Raw genomic sequence first — 12,626 nt, forward strand, 5'->3', positions numbered from 1 at the left:
TGGCCGATACCATTTTGATTGCATTGGTATAAGCTGACGAATTTTCTCAGGTGTAGATATTTGAGCGATAGGCAGTCATTAATGCTGCTGGTAGCATTCTTTTTTAACACAATTTGTATTATTAGCAACAAACTAAAATAGCTAAGTTATAGCGAAACGCGTTGGCGTTGCCGTCAGGCAGCCCTTAAGATGGGGAAACATGGGGTCACATCGCAAGCTGTGAAGCACACTGATTTGGAAGGAATAAAGGGCATGAGCGCGAACGCAATTCGGGTGCAGGTGGGGCCTGCCAACTATTTTTCTTTTCCGGGCGCTATCGACAAACTGAGCGAGTTTTATCCTCAGGCGGCACTGGATAAGGCTTTGTGGATTTATGGTGAGCGCGCATTGGCTGCCGCCCAAGATTACCTGCCCAAGGCGTTTCACGGGCCACAGGCCGTGCGTGCCAAATTCTCTACCCATTGTAGCCAGTCTACGGTCACTGATTTGGTCAGCGCTGCGGGCGGTGACCGCCAGGTCGTGATTGGCGTCGGGGGCGGTGCAGTCCTGGATACCGCAAAAGTTGTGGCCCGTCAGTTGGGGGTACCGCTGGTGGCTATCCCGACTATTGCTGCTACTTGCGCGGCCTGGACTCCACTTTCGGTCTGGTATAACGAGGCTGGCCAAGCGTTGAATTTTGAAATTTTCAACGATGCCAACCATTTGGTTCTGGTAGAACCACGCATCATGTTACACGCGCCAGTGGACTATCTGCTGGCGGGGATCGGCGACACACTGGCTAAATGGTACGAAGCAGTGGTCCTTAGCCCGCAGCCAGAAACCCTATCGCTGACCGTTCGTTTAGGTTTACAGGCGGCTCTGGAGATTCGCAATGTGTTGCTCAAGCAGAGCGAAGCGGCATTGCAGGCGGTCGCACAGGGTGAATTGACACAAGATTTCCTTGATGTGGTTAATGCCATTATTGCCGGTGGGGGGATGGTCGGCGGTTTAGGGGAGCGCTATACCCGAGTCGCTGCTGCGCATGCGGTACATAATGGCCTGACGTTGTTGCCACAAACGGAGCGCTTCTTGCATGGTACCAAAGTGGCATACGGCATCTTGGTGCAAACGGCATTGCTGGGGCAAGATGAGGCGCTACAATCATTGATTGTTGCTTTTAACCAATTAGGTTTGCCAACCCATTTGGCGGCGTTGGGTGTTGATATTAATGACCGGGAGGCAATAGACCGGGTTATTGGCCGGATCCTGAAACCCGGAGAGTCAATACATTACCTGCCAATCGCCCTGAATTCAGACAAAATATGGGCAGCGATTGAGCAAGTGGAAATCGCGGCTCAGCACTGATACGGCGCGGGAGTTGGCATTTGAGTTAAGGCTGAAAAAGAATAGGGTTTAAGGTGATTTAACATCTTGTTTTTTGCTCTCAAGTTAGGGCAAAATACGCCGTATGAAATAGCCGACGTTTAAACGCGTCGGTTATTTTTTTGCATTCGTATTTTCATACAACCAAGAGGCCGGACAACGATCCGGATAGATAAACAGGTTCGCGCGCGATTATTCACAAACTGAAATCGCCGTTATGAGGAAAGAAGAAAGATGGGGCAATTATTCATTTTGGCACCGGTGCCCACCGGTATGCGCTGCACATGCAGCGATTATGGCGCAGCAGGTATGGCAAATACCCGTTACACCGCTCTTATTTCCCCACTTACGTATCCCAGGCAGATACGAAGTTTCCCCGTCACTTTTAACCGCTGTGAGACATTTGCGAATCGGGTTGAAAGTATGGGGAGGCTGAATCATGGCGCATGATGCTGCTGTCGTCGGCACGAATCAAACGGGTACCAATAACCGCGTCCAACTCAGAAAAACCCTGACGTTGGTTCAAGTGGTGATGATGGGTCTGGCTTATCTACAGCCTATGACCATTTTTGATACTTTCGGTATTGTATCCGGCCTGACCGATGGTCATGTCGCGACCTCTTACGCCATTGCGTTGATTGCGGTGCTGTTCACGGCCGTCAGCTATGGCAAATTGGTTAAGCGTTTCCCGTCTGCGGGTTCCGCTTATACCTACGCCCAGAAATCCATCAGCCCGAATGTTGGCTTTATGGTGGGTTGGTCATCATTGCTGGACTACCTGTTCATGCCGATGATCAACATTCTGTTGGCAAAAATTTACCTTGAGGCGATTTTCCCTGGTGTGCCGTCGTGGATTTTTGTCGGTGCGCTGGTCAGCCTGATGACGCTGTTCAACCTGCGTGGCATCAATATCGTCGCGAACCTGAACTCGGTCATTGTGGTGGTACAGGTGGCGATCATGGTGGTCTTTATGGGGCTGCTGATCCATGGTGTTTATCAAGGCGAAGGGGCCGGTACGTTAGTCAGTGCGCGGCCGTTCTATTCTGAAAACGCTCATTTGGTGCCAATGATAACCGGGGCCACAATACTCTGCTTCTCGTTCCTTGGTTTCGATGGGATTAGCTCCTTGTCGGAAGAGACCCCGAATGCCGGTAAAGTGATCCCGAAAGCGATTTTCCTGACAGCGTTGATCGGTGGCATCATCTTTATTGCGGTGTCTTACTGTTTGCAGCTCTATTTCCCAGATATTTCGCGTTTCACCGATCCTGAAGCGTCACAGCCGGAAATCATGCTGTTTGTGGCCGGTAAATTCTTCCAGTCAGTGATCCTGTGTTTCTCCTGTGTCACCGTATTGGCATCAGGTATGGCCGCACACGCAGGGGTTTCACGTCTGCTGTATGTGATGGGCCGTGACGGTGTATTCCCAGAGAAAGTGTTCGGTTATGTGCACCCTAAATGGCGTACTCCGGCGATTAACGTTCTGTTAGTGGGTGGCGTGGCATTGTCCGCTATCTCATTTGATCTGGTAACGGCAACGGCATTGATTAACTTTGGTGCGCTGGTGGCGTTCACCTTCGTTAACCTGTCTGTGATTGCTCAGTTCTATGTTCGTGAACGCCGCAACAGTACGTTCAAGGATCACTTCAACTACCTGATTCTGCCAATGATTGGTGCGGGTACGGTGGGGGTACTGTGGGTGAATCTGGAAAGTAGTTCAATGACGTTGGGTCTGGTATGGGGCGCAATTGGGTTGAGCTATATGGTCTGGAAAACGCGCGCTTTCCGCCGGGCGCTGCCGCAGTTTACTGAAGAGCCAGCCCAGTTATAAGGTAAGATCACGCTCATCATTAAGTTTATCAATCCGGCACAGTCTCTGTTGCCGGATTTTTTGTATTCAGAAAACCAGGCCATGGCGTATTGCCGTGCGGCTACAATCTCAATCGTGATTAGGCTAGAAAAATCAATCGAGGTGATGAACCCTGGCAGGTAGACTATCAACTCGTCGTGGGAAAATACCGGATAGCGGATAATGCCGCCCGCACCAAGCAATGCCGTACCTAATCCGCAATAGACGATACCGCGTAACCGCACCAATTAGCCAAGAGTAGAGACCCACAGCCCCGGCAATGGAAGCAATTTGGCTGGCGGCAACCAACCGGAACCCTAAATAGTGCCCATTCCAATAAACGTCAGGTCGATGAGCGCCAGCTGTTTTTTAAATTTGCCCTGGACAGGCCAGAAACATTGGCCGCAGCTCCGCCGTTCTCCTCAGAAGAATAATCATTAGGATCCGGTTACATCCCCATAGATTCTTGTGACCCTCTTTTTTCCACTATTACTAACTTATTGATTTTTATGCTTCTCAGGTGTTTCACTAAAAAAAGGGTTTTTACGCATTTTTCGCAATTGCTAATTGATAAATATCAGCTTATCCGTATTATCTTACTTGTTCACTGCCGCACAGGCAGCTTAGAAATTGATTGAAGCTATGTAATTGGGCGCTGCATCGTTCACTGCCGCACAGGCAGCTTAGAAAAATAATTAAAGCCTTAGTAATGGCTCTAACTGGTTCACTGCCGCACAGGCAGCTTAGAAAAATTAAGGAACTGCCAAGGCTCATCAGCCTTTGTTCACTGCCGCACAGGCAGCTTAGAAACGGAAGCATTCGGCGAGCGAGAACTTAACATTGTTCACTGCCGCACAGGCAGCTTAGAAAATCGATAAAGGATCGGAAAGACGGCAGAAAGAGTTCACTGCCGCACAGGCAGCTTAGAAATGACTGAACACAGTGAACCCGTACAGTACCCAGTTCACTGCCGCACAGGCAGCTTAGAAATATGAAATGTATGTAGAAAAAGAATGGGTGATGTTCACTGCCGCACAGGCAGCTTAGAAAATTTCATGAGATACGGAGTTTAGCTTCACGACGTTCACTGCCGCACAGGCAGCTTAGAAAAACGGAAGAACAATGGATGGCGCTGGCTGCGTGTTCACTGCCGCACAGGCAGCTTAGAAAGCCCCAGGTGCCACCCAGTTTTTCCCAGTACTGTTCACTGCCGCACAGGCAGCTTAGAAAAGCAGGAACAGACTGTTGTGACGGATAATAACGTTCACTGCCGCACAGGCAGCTTAGAAAAAACCGCCCAGATTTCTCGCATTGAGCAAATAGTTCACTGCCGCACAGGCAGCTTAGAAAAAGAATGTTTAAATGGGATAAGGACGGCAACTGTTCACTGCCGCACAGGCAGCTTAGAAAAAGTAACGCAGGTTTACAGCTTCACCGCCCACGTTCACTGCCGCACAGGCAGCTTAGAAATGACTGCTAATATTAAAAAAGAGCATTGGTATGTTCACTGCCGCACAGGCAGCTTAGAAAGTCAGCGTCATGACAAACGGGCAGGGGATGCTGTTCACTGCCGCACAGGCAGCTTAGAAATGAAAGCCATAAGTTGCAGGGCGGAAGTCGTAGTTCACTGCCGCACAGGCAGCTTAGAAATGACTTCTCACCCAATACGGTGACTTCCGAGGCGTTCACTGCCGCACAGGCAGCTTAGAAACTCCCGGTTGGGTGGGCGTTCGTTGTGTGAATGTTCACTGCCGCACAGGTAGCCCAATAATCTCAGCTATCTGGCGGCGCTTTATCTGCAAATATTAACTCACTAATCCCTTGGCATATTCAAACAACGCTTTTAGCAGCGCAAGTTTCTCTTTATCGTCTTCATACTGGTTATAAAATTGTTCCAGTTGCAAAACATAATCTTGTACCCGTTCAGGGCTAAGCGCTGAACGGCGATGCTGTAACCAGCGCTGTTGCTCACGGTCATTCAAGGTATTCGGGTAGTTACGGGCGCGGAAGCGGAATAGCAGGGCCTCCAACCGTGGGTCCTGAAATGTCAAATCCAGTGCGGGCAGATTTTGTGGCTCAGTTTGCTGGATAATCTTCATGGTGGCGCGGTCGGCATCACTGAAAAAGCCGTTATACAACTGTGTATCCACATCATCGGCAACCGTGAATGGCTCCGCTTGTGCAAACAGCGCGACCACTCTTTCACGCACCTGTGGGTTTTGACGCAGCAGTTGCAGATTTTGCAAACAACGCTGGCGATCAATCCCCAAGCGATCGGCATTCTCTGGCAGCAGGGTTTTCGCAGGAGCCAATACCGGACATTTATTGATATGTACCAGTTTGATAGGGATTGCCGACTCTTGGGCTTGGAGCTTGTCACGGCGGGTATACAGACGTTCGCGCAATGTATCGCTGTCCAACTCCAGCAGTGGGGACATATCCCCGGCCAGATCACACATAATCACCGCATTTTTGTTCTCGGGGTGCCATGCCAGCGGTGCCACCCAACTGGTGTTGCCCCGTGCGGCACCAAACATGCCAGACACATGAACCAGTGGTGTCATCTGCGCGATATCAATCAACGCATTGATCTTATGCTTACTGCGATGCTGATACAGATAATCAAACAGGCGGGGTTGGGCCTGCTTCACCAATTTTGCCATGGCAATGGTGGCGTAGACATCGGACATCGCATCATGGGCCTGTAAATGTTCGACGCCATTGGCTTTGGTTAAATGTTCCAGTTTAAAGCTGGGCAGGCCATCATCATTTTCGGGCCAAACAATACCTTCTGGGCGCAGGGCATAGCAGGCGCGCATCACATCCAACAGGTCCCAACGGGAATTTCCGCCCTGCCAACTGTAGGCATAGGGATCATAAAAATTACGATAGAAAATGTTGCGACTGACTTCATCATCAAAACGAATATTGTTGTAGCCGAGGATACAGGTGCCGGGTACCGAAAATGCCTGGTGTATTTGGCGGGAAAATTCAGCTTCATTGACCCCGTTGGCTAAGGCATGTTGGGGGGTAATGCCGGTTATCATCACCGCTTCGGGCTGTGGCAGATAATCATCTGCGGGCTTGCAGTAAATGACCAATGGCTCTTCGACGATATTGAAATCCAGATCGGTACGTACCCCGGCAAACTGCGCAGGTCTATCCAATGCTGGCCGCTGGCCGAAGGTTTCATAATCGTGAATGTAAAATGTTGGTTGCTTATTTTTATCTGACATTATTCGGTTTAACCCTTCATTTATCGTGGTCATCTTCGGGTGGGACCTGCTTCCAGAGGGCAACCCGCAGCGACTGATGACGTTGACGCTAGAATATCATTTCAAACGAGCCGAGACGTCAGTTTTGTACCATTAATGATGGTAATCAATGGATGTTTGACGCGCTTCTGGCCGGATTTATTGTTAAATAATTCTATTTCAACTAAAACCTATCGATCTGGCTAATATTTACCTGCCGTTTACTCAGTGATCCATACAATCCGTTGACTAAAAATAAGACAGGATCAGAGACGTTGAAAAAGATTTTATTAACCGGTGCAACAGGTTTTCTAGGCGGAGCTGTACTAGAAAAATTATTGTTGGCAAATTCAGATTTTAATTATTTATTACTGGTGCGAGCCAATACACTAGAACAAGGTTTAATGCGTATTCGCAAGAATCTGGAGAAGTTTTATCTGCCAAATGAGCTGATTAATAAAATAAATATTAACCACATATTATTAGGTGACTTGGCTGAGCCGGATAGTTTTATTAATGATGTGCGCATTGATGATGTCACTCATGTTATTAACTGTGCGGCTATCGCTTCATTCGGTAATAATCCTTTGATTTGGAAAGTGAACGTTGAAGGTACCTTAGCCTTCGGTAAGAGAATGGCACAGGTAGCTGGTTTACAACGTTTTGTTCACGTTGGAACGGCGATGGCCTGTACGCCAGAGGCCGATACCGTGGTTAATGAACGGGTATTGTCCACTGAAAATGATGCTCATTTAGTGGAATACACTAAATCTAAATCAGCCATTGAATGTCTACTGGCTGAACACTGCCCGACATTACCACTGGTCTTTGCCCGGCCCTCGATTGTTGTGGGGCATACCCGCTTGGGATGTCAGCCTTCCAGCAGTATTTTTTGGGTATTCCGCATGGCATTGATGCTGCGGAAATTTATGTGTTCATTAGATGATCATATTGATGTTATTCCCGTTGATTATTGTGCCGATGCGTTACTCTATATTTTGGAATACCCAAATTTACCGGACAATATTTATCATATTTCTGCTGGAGAAAAGGGTAGCGTCAGTTTCTCGGAAATTGATCAGGCGATGTCAGTAGCCGCCAAACAAAAACCAGTGGGTGTTAATTATAGCCAAGTGGAATATACGGCATTGGTGCAGATGCGTAATCAGCTGAAAGGTATTTTTGGCCCTTGCAATGAACGGTTAATGTTGAAAGCGATGCGGTTATACGGATCTTTTGCCATGTTGAATGTGCGTTTTAGTAATGAGCGCTTGCTGAGTCTGGGGATGCCACGTACGCCGCGCTTTACCGATTATATTGCTCTCTGTGTGGAATCCAGTCACGGGATGACTATCCAGCAACAGATGGCTGTCGATTTTAAATAATTCAAAACTCTACAGGTCATTGTAGGCCTGATTGCATTTTAACTTGAAGCGTATCCTGATCTTGAACTGTCGTCTTTCACTCCGATGCTGACGGTTACACAAAAACAACAGGTAAAAATGCCAGTTTACGGCTATGTTTGGTTGAGTATCAGAGTTGACTAAACCCTAAATAATTCGGGTTGCTGAACGTAGCCAACGCACCTGCAGCTTGAAGTATGATGGGTATAAACTGCTTGAGGAATGAGATGATCTCATTAATATGACCTCGCGCAAGTGATGAATCATGGTGGTCAGGCAGATGAAGTTTCTGTCTGATGGGTAAAGCAGGTAAGATAAGCCAATGAATCTTGTCACCAGGCACGGCTAAGCGGTATGGTTTGGGTAGCGTGGTCGGCAGCCGTTGAATTTGTGTAAACTTAAGTGAAGGTATGAAAATGGATAATGCAAGTAAGCCAACTTTCCAGGACGTTTTGGAGTTTGTGCGTATGTTCCGTCGCAAAAACAAGTTACAACGTGAAATCGTTGATAACGAAAAGAAAATTCGTGATAACCAAAAACGCGTTCTGTTGCTCGATAACCTGAGTGAATACATCAAACCAGGTATGAGCATTGAAGAGGTTCAGGCCATTATTGCTAACATGCGTGGTGACTACGAAGACCGTGTTGATGATTACATTATCAAAAATGCCGATCTGTCTAAAGAGCGTCGTGAGTTGTCGAAAAAACTGAAAGCGATGGGTGAAGTTAAGTAAGGTTTATCCAACGCAGGATAACCCCCTTTTAGCAGTTTTGAAGGGGAAAGAGAGTGGGGCTGGCATCTATTGTCAGCCCTTTTTATTTGTGTGCCTTAACCGGACAGCTCTTTGGCTGAAATAACACTGGGCCTGCGTTAGAACAGCACTCTTACAGGGCAATTACCTTCCTCAGGCGATACGTAAAGCTCAGGCGATACGTAAAGCACAACTGCCGAAACCTCAACGTGGGGTAAGAATACTGGGTATCCCAACAGTGGTAGATAGGTTTATCCAACAAGCAATCCATCCAATAACATCTCACACCTTATTACGGGCTAGAATTCTCAGAATCGAGTTACGGCTTTAGGCCAGATGAGCGGTATTTATCGCCGGAAAATCGCAATACATTATGCACTAGAACCATCCTAACCCCACTCAGGGTTAGGATGAGGGAACAAACTATTTTATACACATGTAAGCAAGGGTTTCATTCGAGGCTGAATGAGTAAGGCCGGTATCGATATGGAAATCATTAGTCTCTATTGACGTCCAAATGATCTGGGCGGTTGGGAAACTTGGGTAGGCATTCAAGTTACCCCACTCACCGAATAACGAACCTACACCACGAACACCTTGACCAGCCGACATTTCGCTATTGGTCGGTAATCTCATTCCGGCGTTGATACATGACGCATTGGCCTGCGCCCAGCTCAGATTAGTCGAGCTATAGAGGCCTACCCAATAATTTAGCGTAAAGTCATAAGTGAACACTTTGCTGCTGTCTTGTTTCCAGGTTGCAGTAATGGTCACTTTTCCACCCGGGTTATCCTGAAGCGTAATTGCACCTGTGTTACTGACACTCACGTTAGGATGACTACTTACCCAATCATAGTCGCTGTTAGCGCCGGTAATACCATGTGGCGATAATTGGAAGTGGGTATCTTTAAATCCTGTCGTCGGGAAACCACTATTAATATTAAAGCCACTATAAGTATTCGCTGGCGTATTCAACGTGGCTTTAGTGAAATCTGGATAGAAAGTTACCGGTTTATCTTGTGTACTGGTCACGTTCGCTGAGTTACTCATTGTTGCCGTCACCGTACTGACAGTACCACCAACATTGGTCATTGAGAGGTTGGTAGTTACTTTACCGTTATCATCTGTTTTGGCTGAGGCTGTCTCTACTGTTACGCCGTTAGTGGCAGTAAAAGTCACGGTCATATTAGCCACAGGATTTCCCTTTTTATCCACAACAAGGGCTTGTACCTGGTTAGTTCCGCTTCCTGCGACTTGACCATCTACTTCTACCGTAAAGTTATTAGCCGTAATTTCTGCTGTGGCAGTATCTGCAATAAAGTTAACTTCTACGGTTTGTTCTTTACCGTTGAGAGTCGCCTTCACCGTATGGTTTTTAGCCTGACTACTGATGATTTTTGCCGTTGCGACACCATTAGCATCCGTTGGGGTGACTTCACTAATTATCGCCCCGGTATCCGTGGTAAAGGCTACATCCACATTAGGTACGGTGTTACCAAACTTATCGACTACCGTCAGTTGAACGCTATTGGCGCTTTCACCATCGGCTACCTGACCATTAGTGACCCACTGCAATTTATACTCATCACTGTCATCCAGTGTTGCAGTGCCAGCATCTGGGATAAAGTTAACATCGATCTGTTGTGTTACCCCATTAAGTTCGGCCGTGACCGCATATGTACCCGCTTTGGTACTGGTGATTACTGCGGTTGCTACCCCTTGCTTGTCGCTCAAGGTAGTTTCTGCAATTTTGGCATTATTACCCACAGTGAAATTGACTTGAACACCAGACAATTTATTGCCATAAGCATCAACCACTACGGTGCGTATCTGGTTAGCATCTGTATCATCTGCCAGGCTACCATTGGTGGTGACTTGTAGGCTGTTCGTTTGTAACGTTGCCGTGCTTTGATCGGCAATCAACGTAACCTTGGTTTGCACATCGGCTAATAGCACACCATTAATCTGGGCTGTAATATTAATCAGTTGTGGCTTACTTCCCGATGTGAGCGTTGCCTGATAAATACCTGGAGCAGATTCAGTAATCTCCGTTAGAGTATGAGACACATTCTTCAATGGAACTGAGCGTGCTTTAGCCTTAGCCAGTTCTTCAGGTAACTCTGCCAGTTCGAGAGAAAACGCCAGTTCATTGGCAATCCCCGTGACGGGCTGGTTAGCATTATCTTTAATATTGAATTCAATAACACTGCTTGCACTCGCATTTGCCGGCAGAATTTCTGGCGTAGCAACCAAGCCTGAGGTTTTAGTATTCACACCATGGCTATCTACCACGATATCGCTGTAAGCGACTGGAGAAGCATTGCCAAGGGTGTCGTAAGCGATAGCACTAATACGATAAGTGTTATTACCCTCACCACCAGAAAGATAGCTTGGTAATGTTATCTGCCAATTATTGCCGCTGCCGGTTATTTTTCCACCCGCTAGCGTTAAAGCACTGGCTTCCCATTCGATACGATCAATACCTTGTTGTGCTGTGGCATTTACCACTAATGGCATTGTTTGTCTTGCAGCACCACTAACACGTCCTGGCAACTCTAGGGTAACCAAATTCTGCTTACGGTATTTCATAACAATCTGATTATTACGGTCGACCAGATTATAGCGGCTACCCATTAAGCTACGTTTAATTGCGACTGCATCAGAATCGAGCTGATGTGCCAGAGGAGTGCCAAATGCGTAGTTAAAACCAAGATTGAACCGAGTGTCATTCATTCCTGCGCGTCCCATCTTATGGTCGACACCAACAGTAAATAGAGGGATTGGGGTATAATTCACCCCCATAGTGACCGCAAGAGGGTTTTTCTGACGGTTATCCACCCCAAACAAGCCGACTTCATCACCAAAATATTGTTCATATATCAGCTTCCCCCCCAATTGTGGCAACGTTGGCAGATAAGCTTCACTGCGTAAATCAAAGCCGTTTGCGACTTTTTCATCATACTTATCAAGATCTGGCGAATTTTTCCAACCACTGACACCAAAGTAACCGTTAGCTGCCAGATTAATAAAATCACGACCATATTCAGCACCGACGCCAATACGGGTATGGCTATAGCTTGCATCATGATCAACAAACAGGTTGTAGCCCAGCATTTGCTGTGCAAAGAAATGACGCTGGCCCAAACCAAAGTTCAATGTCACACGGTCATCAATATAGCGGCCACCCAACTGAGTAAAGGTGAGTAAATCTGGGCTATCGGTCAGCGGCAGCAATACATCCAGTTGGCTACCTTTAAGGCTCAATTTTTCATCTAGATTTAGTTGTACTTTCGCACTGCCAAACTGATTAAACCACTTTTGCAATGCTTCATTACCTGCACTGGCGGCGGTACCGCGCGCAATGGAACTCGCTTGCTTGGCTGAGTCATCATTTGCCAATATTGATGCCAACCGTGTTGCTGCATTGGCGGTAGACTGTTCAGCCTGTGAGGTCGAGCGCGGTTTCTCATCCGAGGCTTCGACGGTTTCAGCCGCCATTACCGCAGGGGTAAAAGCAATACTCAAAGGAAATATGGCTTGGATTACAATGTTTGCCCAGACGACTGATTTTGAAATTCGGGTTTTATTTAACTGCTTGTTTTTATTTAACTGCTTGGCTTGATGTAGTGATGATATGCGATAGAAGTTCATACTTACCTAATACTCCATAAATTAAGAATTAATAATAAAATAACCAGATGTGCTTATTCGGGTTTTATTTATGAATTAAGTGGCATTAACCCGGCATGTCAAATACGGGAGGTTCGCCATAAAATGGTGAAATTATTGTTGTGATTGAGGGATGCGAGTGAGTATTTATTGGCAAGAGAAAAATCAGTCATATTAAGGCTCGTCGGTATTAGCATCTCATGATCACGAGTAAATATGAATAATTTAATGGCTTTTAACTAATAAAACAGTCACTTACTGTATTGCTGTTATAGCAATTCATTGCGGCATCCAGTTGTTATGGAATAAATCACAAAAGACATATTGATAACACTATGAG

Annotated in this window: 7 protein-coding genes, 1 pseudogene and 1 CRISPR repeat array; of the genes and pseudogenes, 5 read left to right on the forward strand and 3 right to left on the reverse strand. The window is 46.8% G+C overall.

Annotated elements, in window-relative coordinates; all coding sequences use genetic code 11:
* The first annotated feature begins 252 nt into the window (after positions 1-252).
* From AC971_RS02110 to AC971_RS02120, 3 genes are all read left to right on the forward strand, one after another.
* Positions 253-1,344: an oxidoreductase gene (locus tag AC971_RS02110; RefSeq protein ID WP_025383483.1), complete on the forward strand. Its 1,092-nt coding sequence runs from the start codon at positions 253-255 to the stop codon at positions 1,342-1,344.
* 252 nt (positions 1,345-1,596) lie between these two features.
* Positions 1,597-1,812: a hypothetical protein gene (locus AC971_RS25560; protein WP_025383484.1), complete on the forward strand. Its 216-nt coding sequence runs from the start codon at positions 1,597-1,599 to the stop codon at positions 1,810-1,812.
* The gene (locus AC971_RS02120) at positions 1,802-3,190 is read left to right on the forward strand and encodes an APC family permease (RefSeq protein ID WP_025383485.1); all 1,389 of its coding nucleotides are present in this window, start codon (positions 1,802-1,804) and stop codon (positions 3,188-3,190) included. The genes AC971_RS25560 and AC971_RS02120 overlap by 11 nt, the downstream gene beginning before the upstream one ends.
* A gap of 47 nt (positions 3,191-3,237) precedes the next feature.
* Here AC971_RS02120 and AC971_RS24115 read toward each other — a convergent pair.
* Together AC971_RS24115 and sbcB are read right to left on the reverse strand one after the other, a co-directional pair.
* Positions 3,238-3,540: pseudogene (locus AC971_RS24115) on the reverse strand (aspartate:proton symporter); the annotation flags it as partial.
* A 270-nt stretch (positions 3,541-3,810) separates the two neighbouring features.
* A CRISPR array of direct repeats spans positions 3,811-4,979; the repeat unit is 28 nt; unit sequence GTTCACTGCCGCACAGGCAGCTTAGAAA.
* Positions 4,980-5,013: 34 nt separating this feature from the next.
* Positions 5,014-6,444 carry an exodeoxyribonuclease I gene (sbcB, locus tag AC971_RS02125; protein ID WP_025383486.1) on the reverse strand — a complete coding sequence of 477 codons (1,431 nt, stop codon included), beginning with the start codon at positions 6,442-6,444 and terminating at the stop codon, positions 5,014-5,016.
* Positions 6,445-6,737: 293 nt separating this feature from the next.
* Between sbcB and AC971_RS02130 the strand changes: the two genes are divergently transcribed.
* Positions 6,738-7,847 carry an SDR family oxidoreductase gene (locus AC971_RS02130; RefSeq protein WP_025383487.1) on the forward strand — a complete coding sequence of 370 codons (1,110 nt, stop codon included), beginning with the start codon at positions 6,738-6,740 and terminating at the stop codon, positions 7,845-7,847.
* A gap of 434 nt (positions 7,848-8,281) precedes the next feature.
* Positions 8,282-8,599, forward strand: coding sequence for a PTS system regulator TmaR (tmaR, locus tag AC971_RS02135; RefSeq protein ID WP_002217522.1), 318 nt, complete (start codon positions 8,282-8,284; stop codon positions 8,597-8,599).
* A gap of 441 nt (positions 8,600-9,040) precedes the next feature.
* Here tmaR and AC971_RS02140 read toward each other — a convergent pair whose 3' ends face one another.
* Entirely contained in the window at positions 9,041-12,268 is a 3,228-nt protein-coding gene (locus tag AC971_RS02140) for an inverse autotransporter beta domain-containing protein (protein WP_025383488.1), read from the reverse strand.
* Positions 12,269-12,626 lie beyond the last annotated feature (358 nt).

Source organism: Yersinia similis, assembly GCF_001053095.1.
GTDB classification, from domain to species: Bacteria; Pseudomonadota; Gammaproteobacteria; order Enterobacterales; family Enterobacteriaceae; genus Yersinia; species Yersinia similis.

Coding starts and splice junctions, on each gene's coding strand:
- AC971_RS25560 (WP_025383484.1), top strand. CDS start 1,597: ATGGGGCAATTATTCATTTTGGCACCGGTGCCCACCGGTATGCGCTGC.
- AC971_RS02140 (WP_025383488.1), bottom strand. CDS start 12,268: ATGAACTTCTATCGCATATCATCACTACATCAAGCCAAGCAGTTAAAT.
- AC971_RS02110 (WP_025383483.1), top strand. CDS start 253: ATGAGCGCGAACGCAATTCGGGTGCAGGTGGGGCCTGCCAACTATTTT.
- AC971_RS02120 (WP_025383485.1), top strand. CDS start 1,802: ATGGCGCATGATGCTGCTGTCGTCGGCACGAATCAAACGGGTACCAAT.
- sbcB (WP_025383486.1), bottom strand. CDS start 6,444: ATGTCAGATAAAAATAAGCAACCAACATTTTACATTCACGATTATGAA.
- tmaR (WP_002217522.1), top strand. CDS start 8,282: ATGGATAATGCAAGTAAGCCAACTTTCCAGGACGTTTTGGAGTTTGTG.